Genomic DNA, 16,050 nt, shown 5'->3' with positions numbered 1-16,050 from the left:
GCGGCTAAAACGTACCACATGAGCTATGTCGTCACGCCGATTGAAGTGCAGGTCATCAGTTGGGAAAGGCATAGCCTTAACATTTAATAACCGATACAAACAATGCACTGAAAATTTAGAGTAATATTAACATTCATCAGCAACACCGACGACCTAAAAACTGAATGACATTGTGAATGTGATTAAGCGATGCTATGGGATGATCTGTACCTCGCCTTCTTCAAACCACTGACTTTCCTCGATTCGAGCCATTGCTGCAGTTGGATCGGACGACCAAAGCACTAAGGCGAGCGATTCTTGCGCACGGCTGCAAGTTACGTACAGTAGACGTAAAGTCCGGTCGATGGTTGTCTCTTTGCCAGCTTCAGCATTATCTTTGTCCCGTTTACTTAGCTCCATACCGCCAAAAATCTTGTCGTATTTAATGAGGAACCCTCCGGCAAGCTCATCATCCATTACAACCATGACGTGCTTGAACTCAGAGCCTTTAACTACCTGATGTGTTGCAAGCTCTGAAATCCCAGCAAGGTAATTCCGATAGCACTTAAGTTGTTTCCATGGAGCAGCAAACAGTGCACACCATCCACGGCGCATTCTTGTTTGTTTTGACTCATCCTCACCTCGTTCAGGAGCTGGGGGAGTTGGTGACTTATCGGCATAAGCCTCCTGAAGGCGATGATCTACCTCGAACAAGCTTGCACACAAGACTGGCGCTAACACATCAGCAACCGTTGACTCTGGTTTAGCGCAAGCCGCCGCAAAAATATTTACCGCCTTGAGTATTTCGTCAGTACGTGCGGCTCTTGCTTCATAGTCTTCAGGAATATTGTCTAACCTGCCATATCGTCTAAAAACCTCAGTTGCCATGAACTCATTCACAATCCCGTCATTGCTTATACAGGCTTCCAAGTGTGCAAGTTCATTAAGCAATGTTTGTACAGATGAAGGCCCCTTATTATCACCACTGCCAGATGGCGCTGCTGCATGAGGATCTAACAGAACCATTGCCTCATAAACATGAAGAAACGAGCCACGAGTGGCAACAAGCTTATGCTCAAGCGCAAGCAACTGATATTGCCCTTGATTCCAATCTGCTAAACCACTAATTTCAAACATTCGCTCAGCGCACCAGCGTTCACTAAGCACTTTATCTTCTGGACTTCGTGATGTATCCCCCAAGAAGAGCCGAACCGTTCCACCAGCTTTTTCCGTTCGGGGATGTTGTGCTGAACCCTTTGTTGGTTGCGTCCTACCTTCCAGTTCAGTTTCCCAGATTTTATTAATCAGTGTGACTATCCGTCGCTGACTACGATGATTCATTTGTAACTCAGGCGTTGCCCAGTTTTCAGGAACAATGCTTGGAAGATCCGCATGACCATCTGTATAAATTCGTTGTCGATGATCTCCCAGCAAACCAAGAGTCAAATCTCGCTCCCGCTTTTCGGCAAGTAACATCAAGGAGTCCAGTACACCTTTCATCGTGTCCTGCGACTCATCAATAAGTATGATTGGATGTCGATCTTTGAGAATGCTTTGAAGTGTCGGTTTATTCCGAAGCAACCACGCAGTCGCGTCCAGTACGTAATTGTGTGGTAGAGCACCAGGACCATATGTATTTCGGTCGGGATGGTATATGAATACTTCTGTCGCTCGCAGAATTTCGATTTCATCTATAATTTCGTCGAGAGCGCGTTGTTTAGCTGGAGTTATACCTCTCGGTTTTGCTTCCGCCTCTGCAGTGTCTCTAGCAAGTTGCGCTTCTTTTAATGCAATAAGAGCCTCACGGATGTCATCGTTAAACCCGTTAATCAATTCCCAGCAAAACGAATGGATGGTAGACACACTGACTAAATTATTGTCTCCAAGACGTCCGTTGATTACAGAGACAGCATTCTTGGTGTAGGTCACAACTCTAATCGAACGCCCATACATCTTCAGGGACCGTGCCAATTGTCCCCCCTTCTCATGCTCGGTCACACCAGTAAGGCGACGTAAAACTTCCACCAATGTTCGTGTTTTACCAGAACCAGCCCCCGCAAAAAGGAAGTAGTTACGAGGTGGAATGTCTGTAAGGTAGCCGCAAATCTCTTCTACTACCCCTGCATCGCGATCATTGCCGTCAAGGGTTGGTGAATTAGTCATGGCATCACCTCCTTGCTTGGCTCAAGCTGTGTCTGGAGCCATTCCAATGCATCCTCGATATATTTAGGACAGACAATCGGTTCTTCCGCAGCGACCATTTCAAAGATGCTTGCTGCAAAGTCTCCTTTATTAAATGATCCATGCATTAATTTGTGCAGAGCCGCGAGCAGTTCTGGAATATTATCATTTTCAGCAACCTGTCTTGCTACTGAGCCCAGCGCGCCTTTCGGCGGCGTGATTTGCTTGCCTTCTTCATCGACCTTTTCATTCATCAACTCCTTAAACCAGGGAATATTCCTTAGGATAAGCGAATCCTCAAAAGTGCTGGGCCACTGGCTATCAGCTTCGGCTACAGGCAACTGCCATGCGAAACGTACAAAACATTCGGCAATTTCGTTCCAGACAAGATGCTCATCTTTTGGGTTCTTGAAATCCTCAAGCTGTTGCAGCTTAGGGTGCCATCCGCGAAGAGTCGGGTTCCCACATTGCAGGCCGGATTGTCCTGTATTAGCTACCGCAACCAAGGTTGTAGTCGGTTCCCCATTTTTTTTAGGCTTACCAGGTCTTTCTTCGACTGGATCGATATCAGTAATAATTACAGTTGGAATACGGAGTCTTTCAACGAGAGACCTTAGCCGATGAGCATGGCTACCACCAATATCAAGGAAGGACAGATAGCGGCTGTTGAGTATTGCAAAATCTCTTTCAATGAAAAGAGGCAACAGCATACGCTCAGCAACCCCCTCGACAAAGATTGCAGCATTGGCGAATAAAAGATCTGTGTGCTGAACGCGAAAATAACGCTCAGCGAATTGACGAGTCGTTTTATCATCACCAAAAACTTGCCCAAGATTGACCACCTCAGTGGTAGGCATGGTTTGTTCATCACTCTTAGCAATGCGGCGAACATATCGTAGCCGGTCAAAATTCTCAGCATGTGCTAGATGGCTAGAATGAGTACTGATAATCAATTGGCTTTTAAGTCCTAACTCATCGCTACCGTTAGGGCTTATTAACTTATGTGCCTTGCCAGGAAATATACGTTGTACCTGGACGTGCAAATGAGCCTCGGGCTCCTCAATCATAACCAGGTGAACAGGTACTGGAGCGCCCTTTTCAGGATTTAGGCGAGCAGCTTTGAAAGAAACAAGTTGGTAACTAAGCGATTGTAAATTCTGATAACCGAGACCAATGGAATATTCCGGGAGAAGCTCTTCTAACGAATCCTTCTGCATGCTGTATTGAACAGCGGTTCCATGGTCGAGTAAATCAGCTGTCTGTATGCGCGTTCGGAAACGAATCTCTTGGGGATCATGCAAGCCTGGGTACCCAAGCTCTTTAACCTCTTCTACCGAAGGTCCGATAGCCTCATGGATCTTTTTATCTAGTTCCTGCTGCGCCTCAGCAACAGCTTTTATGAGGTCAGCTCGGTGCCCATGACCTGTTGCAGCCACATTTAGGTGCTGTCGAGCAAATTTGAGAAGCTGGTTGGAGAATAAACCTATGCGATGGGGGCCAGAAGCAGATCGGGAATCAGCTTCCTCACTACCAAGGCCACGCTGTGCAGCCACAAAGTCTACTTTTATAAGTTTCTGCAGGTGCTTACGATCAATTGGGCTAGAGTCAGCATCCAGTACCTGGCTAACGTAGGTCTTTATTCCGTCCAAAGGGTTGTTATCGGCATCTAACTTATAGGCCCGAACTTGGCCTAGTTGAGAAGGTTCTCGCAGCCAAAAATCAAGAAGATCAATCGGCCACGCAAGCGAATCCTTTCCCATATCCTTCACAGGTATTCTCGTCAGGTGATACTTCCAAGCCAACTGCTTCAGCTCCTCAATGTTCGTAGCAGGTTCCAGACGCAATCGGACACCTACCCCACCCCCCTTCCAACTGAATTTTGACAAGAACGGGGAGACATAGTGGAACATACCGGCCTTAGCATCGAACCATAGATCTAGCGTTGGCATCGCCGAAAGTAAGGTTCCGAGTTGCTCTTCCCATTCACCTTCGGATGCGCCAGACGTAGATGGGTCTTCTTCTAATGCGTCCCAAGCTCTTCCAAGTTCCCGCAATTTTGGCCATTGAGAAACACTGATGTCGAAAGCACCAAATGATGAGCCATCTGCGAGGAAGTGGCGTAGCGCCGCCAGAATTGATGTTTTGCCGCTATTATTAGCACCGACGAGAATAGTAGTCTTAGGATCAATCTCAAGCTGGACCTTACCAAGTCGGCGGAACTGGCAAAGCTCAATAAACCGAAGGGATATCTGCCCAGATAATGATGTAGTGGCGTCTGCTGCTGACATTGTGGCTCCTCTCAATCCGTATAGGGATGCGCCAACCTGTAGCAGCTTAGCGCCACGCCGTAAGCTCGAGTCCTTCCACCTTAATGCTGTTGAGGCACAATTAGAAAGAATTGACACGGCAAGTCATATTACCGCTTCGCTAAAAAATGCCAATCCTTAAATATACTCTAACTGATTCATGTCACAGTGTTTTTGGGCATCGGGTTAGCAATCGGCATGGCCTGTAGATTCGCGTAATGACGTAAACCCACTTGTTCAAGAACTATGTTCAAATATAAATCCTTCCTGAGAGTGATCCTATCCCAGCGCCAGAAGGCGCTGATAAGTACCAGCAGACACATAAAACAGTTGTTCGGCGGAATACTGACGTTACGTGACTACGACGGTCAGGTTGCAGAGGTTTTTGGCTATGGAGTGTGCGCTAAACGAAATGACTAAGGCGGATATGCCAGAAAGCGTGCGTATTACCTGAACAATGATCTGTTACAGTAAACTCGCCTTAAATTTTATTTATTCAACAAAGTCTTTAGAACCATCAAACCCCAGAGCCATGTCGTAACAACTATTGTTATTAAGATCCCAGGGGAAGATGCATGGCTGATTCAATAAAAGGACATAATAATATCGAATTTTAGAGTAACTATTTTTTCTTACCGCTTTATGCCGCAAATACAAATTTCTAGCTGATACACTAAAACCAAACTCCATAAACTTAGATCTAATTTTTTCTGAAATCGTAAGACTATTATTACCCTCGTAATAAATCGCCAGTTCTGGTTCTACCCAACGGCTAACCTCAATATCAAATGCTCCCAGTGTTCCCAGCCAGCTTCCCTGCGTACCATCAAACATTCGTTTATGAAAATAAAATCTGCTCATATTTTTAAGAAGTATTTTAACATCTAAATCCGAAACATCACTTTTACACTGAAAAACCACAAAGGAACCAGGCTTATGTTCCAGCAACCAAACATCAACAAGTCTTTTATAGTAATCAGCAATATTCTTTCGCTCTGTAAAGGACATTCGGAGATCTGCAGCGGGTAAAACAAGAGTACCATTTTTATTGAGGGAGGTTATCACCTGCACTGCTCTTTGCAGCATCTTAAACTCAAAAAGTAAGCCTGCACGAATGAACAAAAGTGATAATTCTGAATCAGACTTCTTCACAAATTGGTCACGATGACGTGAGTATTTTCCGCATAAAACAATACCCAGCCCCACCAACTCCCGATAAAAAAAGAGAGGAGCATCTGGATATTCCAGCGCATAGCAACATTCGGTAAGACGATATCTGATAAAACGCGGCATGGTAGATAATATCTTATCATTAAATAACTCTTCCGTTGCCTGAAAAAAGAATTCTCTGTCGACACCATTAAAACCAGAAATATTGCAAAGTAAAGCGATACTATAATTTCGGTTGTGTTCAACAAGTTGCTCGTGAAGTTCTCTGTTATAAGGTGCACCACCATCAACACCTTTATTATTGTGCTCAACTGTATCCGAAAAATAGTTGCTATCAATAGACAAGTGGATTTCAAGAGCACCCAGCAAATAATGCCTGGCTATCTGGGCCTGTTTTCCAGTTATCCCTGCCTTCTGAAGGATACTGTTGATTCTGCCAAAAATACGGCGATACCACTCTTCTGCAACGGGGTCTGTGCATATGAGACTCATCACCACCTGACTGAAGTGAAGACTGTCGATAGCATCAAACGCTGCTTTCTGTACGGATGTTGTGGCTGGCATAAGTTAGTGTCAAAAAAAGTAGGTGGTAATTGCCAATTTTAGACACCATTCGACTTCATTACAATCCATCGCATACCAGCCATTCGGCCCAGGTATTGAATAACGGAGAGCCGTTATTAAACAAATAACTTACATCCTGACAGTTCAATGAGGTAGAAAGATGACCACCTACACCCAGACAGTAAAAATCCTGCGCATGCGAGCAGTTTCGGCCAAACTCGGCATCGCTCGTTCCACCATCTACGACTGGCTTAATGCTAAGTCGCCACGTCATGATCCAGCATTCCCGAAACCCTACCCCTTGGGTAAGCAATCCGTTGGCTGGCTGGAATCCGAACTGGATGAATGGGTTCTACTGCGCCGGGCAGCATAGCCTCCCTGACACCCCATTACAGCGAATACTGCACTTGAACTAACACAAACCAATAGTGAACTCCCACCGTATGCCCTTACCCAGCAGGGTAAGTCGCATCGGTGATATCACTTTTGAATTAATCTAAAAAATTTAAGGAAATAAAAATGAGCTATTTACCGTTGTTGCCTGGATTCCAGTACCAGGCGATTCCTGTGCCGACCATCCCTTTATGGGCGTTTACATCTGTGATGCAAAATGCCATTAACTATCTTCAGGATGGCGGGAAAATCCCGGAGGAATTAGTTGTCAATGCGGTTTTAGCCGCTGTATCGGAGGCTTGTCAGTCTCATATTGAAGTTTTCAATCCCTATACGAAAATGCCGGGACCCTGCGCCCTTTATATCGTAACGCTGGCGGATTCAGGCACGGGGAAATCGACCGTAAACAAACAGCTCAGGAAGCCGTTTGACGAAAAAAAAGTTGAGCTGGATGAAGCTTTCCGGGAAAAATTGTTTGCATACAAACGCGATTATGCCGTCTGGGAGACAAAACTCCAGGCACTTAAAAGTAATCTGCGCATGGCAGTAAAAAAAGGTCTCCCTACCGACGAGGCTGGAGCTGCACTGGCGGTACATACAAGCATGGAACCCGTTAAGCCTTTAATACCCACCCTTGTCTGTAATGATCCGTCGGAAGCCGCACTCATTGAATTATTCGACAAATACTCGAATATTACCGTTAACTCCGACGAAGCGAGCAGTTTTTTTGAGTCCTGTGTGAAATATAATTCCGTGTTCTATAATAAAACTTGGGATGGTGACCTCTATGTGCACAAACGTGGCAATCAGGCTTCCCGTAGCTTCAAACCGACACTGACCTTATCTTTAATGTTGCAGAGATCTCTCTTTCTCAATTTCATGAAAAAGAATCAAGACAAGCTTGTAAACAGTGGTTTATTAGCTCGATTCCTGTTTATGAACATCCCCACTAAAAATGCCACAAATATGGGCCATCGTTATCACTCGAATGCATCTGCACGTGATGAAACTGCATTGCCTCTTCTTTATGCGCACATCCGTAAGTTTCAGGAAATGCAGAAGCAACAAATCCTTTCAGGTAATACTGACAAGAAAATGCTTAAACTGTCTCCTGAGGCATCTGAATACTGGAGCCATAAACATGCTTACTGGACTTCGTTGCCAATGAACGATCACCACTGGAAAGGTGTTGATTATATGCTGCAGAAAGCCAGCACTAATACATTACGCATTGCTGGACTACTTCACTATTTCACCGATCAGGAGACCGATATTATTCCACTCGAAGTTATTCAGAAAGCCGCTGCAATAATGGAGTGGTACCTTAGCCATGCAGCATCCTGGTTCTATCAGTTCACGGATGAATATAAGTTTTATCAAGATGTAGAAGAACTCCGCCAGTGGATTCACAATAAATTCACTGCCAATGGTTGGATTCCATTCAAAAAGAATGACATCATCAAGTATGGACCCAATAAATTCCGCCGCAGCGACAAACTTGAACCATTGCTGAATTACATCATTGGTCAACCAGGAACGGGGTTTTTTACCACATTTCAGACAAGCGCTCATTCAGCCGAGTATATTACTTGGCGCATGAATAATGGCTGTTACGCCCCACTCGTTGCGCCTCCGCTTCAATACTTGCCACAACAATCGCCTAAGCTGATTAATTAGTCTGGCATTGCCTAAGGCACTCAACAAGCAACATCACGATAACAATTCATGCTACTGAATTGTTATCAAAAACCACACCCAACAGGCTCATTGACACCTTTGCGTCATGGGCCTTTCATGCCTTAAAAAAAACATCCCTGCATTATCCTTCGCTACGATTGCTACAGTAGCAGGTTGTAGCAGTGTCTTGAGATACGCATGCCGTAAAAACACACCAAATCGCGCATTCTTCCTGCAGACTAATGCCCATCGTATCACCCTGTTAACATGTTGCTACAACGCACAGCCCCTTGCCGACGTTAAGTAAATGTTACAACGCAAGTTGCTACAACGATAATCATGCCTTGCTACAAGCATATTTCAGGCACTGGCACACCGGCTCCCTTAATATATCAGCACTGACTACAACCAAAATTACGCTGCCCATCATCATTTCTTTTCGAGTAGAGTTTAGCCGTATACTCCAGGTGCTGGAATATCTCGCAATAATTAAGCTCAAAGGTCTCGCTATTAGTGTCCAGCTTAATACTTCCCCCGAGCACAAAATGTACCAATTTGTAGTACCGTTGATAATCAGGTTGTGTATGAAGGTTTAACGTTCTCACCCATGCCTCCATGACCATTAATGCCAGATTATGCACATATACATTACCAACACGGCAATATGTGCCGATGCTACAGTACGCATCGTTATTCAGCATCAATACGATATGATAATGTTTCTTCCCTTTTTTCTCACCAAATTCCCTTGACCAGACATAACGGACGTTACATGGATGGACTCTTTTACCCTCCATCCGCTTACGCGTTTGTGTTTGTTTAATCTGAGACTTTAGTGATTCCATAAATCGAGTTATCAGTGTAGAGTCTGTACTGTATTGTTCATAGACCTCATCCGGTATTCTTAAATCTATTCTCCGCACATACGTTCTTGGATATTCATTAAGTGATTTTCTCAACGTATCATGGATACGGTTTATATGATGTTGGTTGCATGGCCCATGTAATTTGCTGATGTATGGTTTCATGTTTTAGTCCTTGTGTTAATCATCTCAATATAATAAACCTGATATGTTATTAATTACTCTACATGTACTGATATTGATTGTTATAAGTGAGTGTTAATACTGATTTATATATACTCTATCTTTATTATTATAATACAGTATCAGACAGTAATTACTGCACTGATGCTACTTTTGCTATAGTAGAAGGAAACACGTAAAACAGACAATTAACTTACATAATATAACTCTGAAGTTAACGTCGCAGACGTAGCATCAAATTAAGTCATAAATACGCACTATCCTCCGTCCAAATTGCAAATAATTTCAACCCTATATCACCCAGATGAATCAGTCTGACGAATGTCATTCGGTTGCTGAAACTTGTTGATCTATCGCACCGATCGATACTTAACTTTAGATAGTTTAAACCTATTAATTATAGCAAATCGATCGACGCAACAATAGATAATAACGATCAATTCCTGGAAACTGATCTGTATTAACGATTATCCGCTAGCTCATTTAATCAATACGATCAGCCTGCTCCCCTTAAAACGGAAGCGACCCTTTTTGTATTTAAATCATCAGGAAAGGAAACCAAATTTTCAGAAGCCATTACGCAACTCTGGCTGGATTACTGCTGCTTAGCCACTGTGCCAGCGCCGTACAGGCTGACCAGCAATGGGGTGACTGGTACGGGAACATCAGTGCCATGGAGTTTGAACTCAATATTCAAAATATTTCAGGCGAAGTACTCACTCTGACCTGCACAAGTGGAAAGCTGGCTGCTGCTTACAGCGTACCTGCGGAGGATTACCGCGTCTCGTCACAAACAGGCCTTTCTGAACCAGGCGTCAGTATCAATGGTACGAACCATCCTCTGGATGAAACGGCCTTTACTGCGCTAAAAGCGGCAAGTGAAAAAGACGTAATAAAGATGACCTCTATGAATGCCGCTATCTCTAAAAAATTCAGCGCAAAAGGGCTGAATAAGGCACTGGCTGATGCCACATGGCAGGACTGTATTAATCATTATTAAACTGAAAGGAAACCTTATGCGTAAACTCGTTGTTTTATCTCTCAGCTCCGCAGCACTGTTTATTCCATTGGTCTCGTCTGCAATGACAATTCACGGCGACATACATCCCGAACGCTATACCTTCTTTTTGACTCAGGAAGGCAGTAACCAACTGAAACAGGCAAATGACCGGATAGCGAAGAATCCGCAGGCTTATACGCTTGATGTGAATCATACAGGCATTCAGCCCTATGATGCCGTTCGCTGGGACGGAAAACCTGTAAAGGCCGTCACCTGTGTCCTGGTAGATGGCGTGATGATGGGACAAAAAGCTACGTGGTCACAATGTAAAGACGAGAGCGGTGCTGAGTATTTCGGCAATAAAGGCTGGCTGGTACGTGATTACGTCGCAAAAGCCTGTGAAGTCGGAAAATCAGATTGTCCTGTTTATCTTGTACTTCAGACAGATCCTCCAACAATGCGCAGTGATATGGCTAATTTCGTTCCTGCCCCTAAAAACTTTAATGCTTCGACAAGCCTGACGGATGAAATTAAATCTGAAGGTTGCCAGATGGCGGATAACTCATTTGAACATGCCAAAAGTAGTCTGCGTTGTCGTGCCATTAATACCGTGCGTTTCATCCGTAAACAAAATACCGAAGCGGCATATGAAGCAGATTTAACCACCACGACGGGTGAAGCACTCACTATGACAGTGGGGTATACCTACGGTAACCCGTCCGCCAACGAGCCGGGCTGGCGCACAATTTCGGTCAACCAGGGAGACATCATTACTGATATCCGTAGGCAGGGCCAGTGGGTTCCCAATGGTTATAAATAACCTTATCAGTGAGATAACTTTTTATTCGGCATTCAGCTAATGGAGGTTCAGTGGGAAAAACATTACAGCAGGAAACGCCACTAACCGTGGACTGTACCTGGCAACTTGTTTTGAGTGTTGCCGGTGTGACATTGATGCGCAGCAATTCTGTTGCGGTTAAAGCTCTGGGAGCCAGCCTCACCACACTGAGTCTGATACGTATCATTAAAAAACTCGCCACGCTTGCCTGAACACCCGTCCAGTGAGCTCAGAGGATAAAAGCAATATGTCTGAAAATACCCAGGGGAAACTCAAGGGACTGAAAGTGAAAGTCAGTATGCGGCGAAATGTCTCCTCCACTGATAACCCGGTTGAGCAGGTAGAAGAAAATGTCAGTGAGCAAACGACAGAAGGGCCTGAATCCCGTACTACCCGATATAAACGATTGCTCGATATTATTGTTATCAATGGTTTGCTGAATATTGCCGAAGATAAACTTAGTGATGATGCATTTATCGAGTCGGTGTTCAGTAAGGCTTATGAGCTTTTGCCTGTGCCGGTGAGACTAGTTGTCAGAAGGGAATGGTGCCTGGGTTATCTCCAGTCACGGAAAGCCCCGTTACTGGCGCAACTCCAGCTATACCGGACCGAAAGGCACAGCTCCGCAGAAACGGTGCCGCCTGCCCTGGAACCCACGTTACCACCAGCGACCTAATCAGACTCATTAATAACAGACAGGGCCATCCTTCGAGGTGGCCTTTTTTATGCCGATTTTTCACAGGAGTTTTTATGACCCGTTTAGCCAGCCGCTTTGGTGCGGTGAATCTCGTTCGCCGCGACCGTCCGTTAACCCGCGACGAACTGGCGCATTATGTGCCGAGTGTGTTTAGCGAAGAAAAGCATGAATCCCGCAGTGACAGGTACACCTACATTCCGACTATTTCCCTGCTCGATAACCTGCAACGCGAAGGCTTCCAGCCTTTCTTCGCCTGTCAGACTCGAGTTCGGGACCAGAGCAAGCGAGAGCACACCAAACACATGCTGCGCCTGCGTCGCGAAGGCCAGATCACTGGCAAACAGGTGCCAGAAATCATCCTGCTGAACAGCCATGATGGTTCCAGTTCATACCAGATGTTGCCGGGGTTATTCAGATCGGTTTGCCAGAATGGGCTGATTTGCGGTGAGTCTTTCGGAGAAGTGCGCGTGCCGCATAAAGGAAATGTGGTGGAGAAAGTCATAGAAGGAGCTTACGAAGTGCTGGGGATTTTTGATCGAGTGGAAGAGAAGCGTGATGCCATGCAGTCGCTGATATTAACGCCACCTGCACAGCAAGCGATGGCGAAAGCGGCATTAACGTATCGCTTTGGTGAAGAACATCAGCCGGTAACCGAATCACAAATCCTTTCCCCGCGCCGTTGGCAGGACGAGAGTAATGACCTGTGGACAACTTACCAGCGTATTCAGGAAAACCTGATTAAAGGCGGGCTGTCGGGGCGAACTACCCAGGGTAAACGCGCTCACACTCGAGCAGTGAAAGGTATCGACGGTGATGTGAAACTCAATCGTGCGCTGTGGGTGATGGCGGAGAATATGCTGCACCTCGCTTCATGAAACTTTTTACCATCCTTCATGCCCTGCCAATAAATCGGTGGGGCTCTTCATTTTAAGGAACTGACATGTCTGCAATTCATCTATCCCCGGTATTTCCTGCAAACGAGCAACGAGTCATCCGTCATGCGTTACGACTCCTTGAAAAATATCAGCGTCAACCGAGTGAGCCGTTTACCTCCACCAGCTTCACAAAAACCTGGCTGCAATTACAAATGGCTCATCAGGAACGAGAGGTCTTTATCGTGATGTATCTCGACAACCAGCATTGTCTGCTGGAATGCGAAACACTGTTTACCGGCACACTTAGCCATACCGAAGTGCATCCTCGCGAAGTGGTGAAGTCAGCCCTGAAGCACAACGCCGCTGCGGTCATTCTGGCGCATAACCATCCTTCTGGTACGACAGAAATCAGTCAGCAGGATAAACATATCACTCAGCGAATAATGAAAGCGTTAGCACTGGTAGAAGTGCGAGTGCTGGATCATTTGGTTGTTGGGAACGAAGTGGTGTCTTTTGCTGAATGTGGCTGGTTGTGTGGTACAGAATGAAAATCATCAGTAAGCGCCAGGCGATGCATATTTATCGTCAGCATCCCGAATCCCAGTTATCTGCCTTCTGTACAGGTCACTACCAGTGGCATGGCAGTGTCTGCCATTACTACGGACGTGAAGTTCAGGATATCAGCGGCGTACTCGCTGTTTTTGTTGAGCGTCGTCAGGACCGGACTGGCCCGTATGCCATTCTTCGCAGCGTGACGATGAATTAATCACATCTCTCAGTCATTGATGAATTAATCACATCTCTCAGTCATTAAGGAATATGTTAATGCAGTCGACCACCTTATCCGGCACATCAGCGGAGAACGCATCCTGCCTTCAGTGGGGATTAAAACGTAATATCACGCCTTGCTTCGGCGCTCGCCTGGTACAGGAAGGCAACCGTCTCTACTTTCTGGCTGACCGGGCTGGTTTTAATGGCTCATTCAGTGACGATGAAGCATTGCGTCTGGACCAGGCGTTTCCACTGATAATGAAACAGCTGGAGCGGATGCTTACAACTGGAGAGCTCGATCCCCGCAGCCAGCACTGCGCCACGCTGCATCACAACGGACTGGTCTGTGAAGCTGACACTCTCGGCTCTCATGGCTATGTTTATATCGCTATTTATCCTCAGTCATTCGCAACCAGATAACACCTTCTCTTCCTTTATCAGGGACTCAACTCATGCATATTTCAACTGTACCGGCCACGGTGCCGGTTTCGCCATGCCTGTCGCCCGTTCAGGTCTGGCAGCAGCTGTTAACGTACCTACTGGAACACCATTACGGTCTTACGCTCAACGACACACCATTCCATGATGATTTAGCCATCCAGGAACATATCGAGGCAGGTATCACACTTGCTGATGCGGTGAATTTCCTGGTGGAACGCTATGAACTGGTGCGCATCGACCGTAAAGGATTCACCTGGCAAGAGCAGACACCATTCCTGACCACTATCGATTTACTCAGAGCCAGGCGAGCTGCCGGATTAGTGCACACATAAATAGAGCAAGTCTTTCTCCCTATCTCACTTTATTTTTCTCATCAAAAAGGGGTAAAAAAACTTTTAGGCACCTGTATAGGCACCAAAGAAAAGTTGAATTAGAGGTTACCTAAGTTATTTCAATGAATTACAACACCAATTCAGACTCCCCCAGCCCACCAAAATTCTCCGTCAGCGGTTACCAGAGCCGTCTGACGAAGTCGAAAGCCCGCATAATTCACGTTATGCGGGCTTTTTTGTGGGTGCTGTTTGCCCTCAAAATGTTGGCATGCTTACTGTAACTGCATGATTGTTAAATGCTCGTTGATTTTCTGAAGCAATACATTGATTCCATTATCATGTGCGATAGCACTCAGCGGGAGCACAAAACCAATTCCCTTAATTTGATCATCGTCTGAATGGTAGACAGAAGAAGTCGTTTCCGGGTAATTCTCGTAACTGTTCCATAGATCGTAGGGTGAATCGTAAATACCCTCATTCGTAGTTGCCGAAAAGAGAAAGACGCGGAGGTAACTTTCAGCAGACTCTACGGTCACTTTTAAATCGGTGGCAACAGGTTCTTCATTTTTCCCGTATTGCTTCTCTCGTCGCTCTGATTCAAGTTCGCTGTCAGTGATGAGATTGAAGTCGAGAACAAAATCATCACAGGTCATAGGGGCAGTCGGGTTTTTCTGACGACTAAACACAACGGAAAAATCCAGTGCCGGAAGATAGTCCCATTTCCATGACTCAAGAGGATTTTTGTTGCTCTGCGGGGGCTTGCAAAAGCTCCATGTATCCCAGTATAAGAATGTGGTATCGAGCTTTTGTGCTGTTTCATTTAGTAGTGGGAAAATTTGCTGATAGTAGGCGGCACAAATGCGATGTGCCTGGCGTACAACACTAAATGGATCGGACATCATTGTTTTCCTTTTAGATAAGAGAAATCGTCAGGAAGAGAGGACGAAGAGACGAAATTCAGGAACGCGCACCACGGTTTCAACGGTTCACGAATACCATACAGAGCGAGTGCGTGAAGACAGTCAGCAACTATTTTTTGTTCTTGCCGCGTCGGCCATGTGCGCTCCGGATATTGAAGCTTTTCTCTGACACTCCGCCATTCCTGGCAGTGAAAAATGACACCAGTAAAGATACTTTCTAATTCGGCAAACAGTGCCTGTGCATTTGCAGGGACATTCCCCAGTGCCAAAAAGTGCAGTTCAGTATTTTTACCTTCACTCTTTTGCCATGCGTAAATCTCTTTGCACCACTGTTGCTGATATTGCTGCCCACCAGCAGGGGGCTTTACTTCAATGAGCAAAGTCGCTTGGGCGAAGTTCATGACCACATCCGGCTCTGCAAAGCGGCTTCCATCATCAACCCAGCGGTGAACGGATTTATCGATCTGGTCAGGAAAGTCATATTTTGGCCAGAAAGTGATGGATTCAAACGCTCCCCAACTGCTGGCATCAACAGCGAGGAGTGTTGAGAGGAAAGAGCACAAAGATTCTTCTGACAAGTAACTGATGCGCCCCCAGAATGCTGCTGTTAACAAGTCCTCATAGTGCTTAAATAAGGAGCGCCAGTTTTGCGATTCATTCTTCATCAAACTTATTCTTTTGGCCTTTCCATTCAGAATTGCATGTAGCATCGCAGTCTCATTTAAAATCGTTAAAATAAGCCATCACAATATAACTTAAAATACGTGACAGTTTTGACATAGCTCAGATATTTTGAATCATATAAATAATTCGGTATCACTGAAGTTATCGAGAAGGTGGTGACTGAACTCGATAATAAA

General features: G+C 45.4%; 17 protein-coding genes and 1 pseudogene. 12 read left to right on the top strand and 6 right to left on the bottom strand.

The features are described 5' to 3' along the window. Positions 1–192 precede the first annotated feature (192 nt). Together VH187_RS13370 and VH187_RS13365 are read right to left on the bottom strand one after the other, a co-directional pair. On the bottom strand, positions 193–2,142 hold the full coding sequence (locus VH187_RS13370; protein ID WP_329701929.1) for a UvrD-helicase domain-containing protein: 1,950 nt from the start codon (positions 2,140–2,142) through the stop codon (positions 193–195). After that, positions 2,139–4,448: an AAA family ATPase gene (locus VH187_RS13365; protein WP_329701928.1), complete on the bottom strand. Its 2,310-nt coding sequence runs from the start codon at positions 4,446–4,448 to the stop codon at positions 2,139–2,141. The genes VH187_RS13370 and VH187_RS13365 overlap by 4 nt, the downstream gene beginning before the upstream one ends. A gap of 339 nt (positions 4,449–4,787) precedes the next feature. On the opposite strand from VH187_RS13365, the pseudogene VH187_RS13360 reads away from it, so the two are divergent. Then, a pseudogene (locus tag VH187_RS13360) lies at positions 4,788–4,920 on the top strand (IS5/IS1182 family transposase); the annotation flags it as partial. A gap of 38 nt (positions 4,921–4,958) precedes the next feature. Here the strand turns inward: VH187_RS13360 and VH187_RS13355 are convergent. Continuing rightward, positions 4,959–6,200, bottom strand: a complete 1,242-nt coding sequence (locus tag VH187_RS13355; protein WP_329701927.1) for a hypothetical protein — start codon at positions 6,198–6,200, stop codon at positions 4,959–4,961. Positions 6,201–6,360: 160 nt separating this feature from the next. Between VH187_RS13355 and VH187_RS13350 the strand changes: the two genes are divergently transcribed. Together VH187_RS13350 and VH187_RS13345 are read left to right on the top strand one after the other, a co-directional pair. Next, the gene (locus tag VH187_RS13350; RefSeq protein WP_329701926.1) at positions 6,361–6,573 is read left to right on the top strand and encodes an AlpA family phage regulatory protein; all 213 of its coding nucleotides are present in this window, start codon (positions 6,361–6,363) and stop codon (positions 6,571–6,573) included. 146 nt (positions 6,574–6,719) lie between these two features. After that, a complete protein-coding gene (locus tag VH187_RS13345; RefSeq protein WP_329701925.1) occupies positions 6,720–8,270 on the top strand; it encodes a DUF3987 domain-containing protein in 1,551 nt (516 codons plus the stop codon). A gap of 392 nt (positions 8,271–8,662) precedes the next feature. On the opposite strand, the gene VH187_RS13340 is transcribed toward VH187_RS13345, so the two are convergent. Next, complete coding sequence (locus VH187_RS13340; RefSeq protein WP_329701924.1) at positions 8,663–9,298, bottom strand: inovirus Gp2 family protein; 636 nt, start codon at positions 9,296–9,298, stop codon at positions 8,663–8,665. Between the two features lie 691 nt (positions 9,299–9,989). Between VH187_RS13340 and VH187_RS13335 the strand changes: the two genes are divergently transcribed. From VH187_RS13335 to VH187_RS13295, 9 genes are all read left to right on the top strand, one after another. Further along, a complete protein-coding gene (locus VH187_RS13335) occupies positions 9,990–10,316 on the top strand; it encodes a hypothetical protein (protein ID WP_329701923.1) in 327 nt (108 codons plus the stop codon). 16 nt (positions 10,317–10,332) lie between these two features. After that, on the top strand, positions 10,333–11,136 hold the full coding sequence (locus tag VH187_RS13330; protein WP_329701922.1) for a hypothetical protein: 804 nt from the start codon (positions 10,333–10,335) through the stop codon (positions 11,134–11,136). 50 nt (positions 11,137–11,186) lie between these two features. Then, positions 11,187–11,366, top strand: a complete 180-nt coding sequence (locus tag VH187_RS13325; RefSeq protein WP_286226855.1) for a hypothetical protein — start codon at positions 11,187–11,189, stop codon at positions 11,364–11,366. A gap of 35 nt (positions 11,367–11,401) precedes the next feature. Then, a complete protein-coding gene (locus tag VH187_RS13320) occupies positions 11,402–11,830 on the top strand; it encodes a hypothetical protein (protein ID WP_329701921.1) in 429 nt (142 codons plus the stop codon). 74 nt (positions 11,831–11,904) lie between these two features. After that, the gene (locus VH187_RS13315; protein ID WP_329701920.1) at positions 11,905–12,726 is read left to right on the top strand and encodes a DUF932 domain-containing protein; all 822 of its coding nucleotides are present in this window, start codon (positions 11,905–11,907) and stop codon (positions 12,724–12,726) included. A gap of 65 nt (positions 12,727–12,791) precedes the next feature. Continuing rightward, positions 12,792–13,274 (top strand): RadC family protein, encoded by a 483-nt coding sequence (gene radC, locus VH187_RS13310; protein ID WP_329701919.1) that lies wholly within the window; start codon positions 12,792–12,794, stop codon positions 13,272–13,274. Next, positions 13,271–13,492, top strand: a complete 222-nt coding sequence (locus VH187_RS13305; protein ID WP_329701918.1) for a DUF987 domain-containing protein — start codon at positions 13,271–13,273, stop codon at positions 13,490–13,492. The genes radC and VH187_RS13305 overlap by 4 nt, the downstream gene beginning before the upstream one ends. A 59-nt stretch (positions 13,493–13,551) precedes the next feature. Continuing rightward, on the top strand, positions 13,552–13,917 hold the full coding sequence (locus tag VH187_RS13300) for a type IV toxin-antitoxin system YeeU family antitoxin (RefSeq protein ID WP_329701917.1): 366 nt from the start codon (positions 13,552–13,554) through the stop codon (positions 13,915–13,917). A gap of 32 nt (positions 13,918–13,949) precedes the next feature. Beyond that, positions 13,950–14,270 (top strand): TA system toxin CbtA family protein, encoded by a 321-nt coding sequence (locus tag VH187_RS13295; protein ID WP_329701916.1) that lies wholly within the window; start codon positions 13,950–13,952, stop codon positions 14,268–14,270. A gap of 272 nt (positions 14,271–14,542) precedes the next feature. Here VH187_RS13295 and VH187_RS13290 read toward each other — a convergent pair whose 3' ends face one another. Together VH187_RS13290 and VH187_RS13285 are read right to left on the bottom strand one after the other, a co-directional pair. Next, the gene (locus VH187_RS13290) at positions 14,543–15,172 is read right to left on the bottom strand and encodes a hypothetical protein (protein WP_329701915.1); all 630 of its coding nucleotides are present in this window, start codon (positions 15,170–15,172) and stop codon (positions 14,543–14,545) included. Then, positions 15,169–15,900 (bottom strand): hypothetical protein, encoded by a 732-nt coding sequence (locus tag VH187_RS13285; protein WP_329701914.1) that lies wholly within the window; start codon positions 15,898–15,900, stop codon positions 15,169–15,171. The genes VH187_RS13290 and VH187_RS13285 overlap by 4 nt, the downstream gene beginning before the upstream one ends. Between the last annotated feature and the right edge of the window lie 150 nt (positions 15,901–16,050).

Source organism: Scandinavium sp. (genome assembly GCF_036271055.1).
Classification (GTDB): Bacteria; Pseudomonadota; Gammaproteobacteria; order Enterobacterales; family Enterobacteriaceae; genus Scandinavium.
The sequence above is the reverse complement of the archived record's forward strand: the minus strand, read 5'-3'. Positions and strand labels throughout refer to the sequence as shown.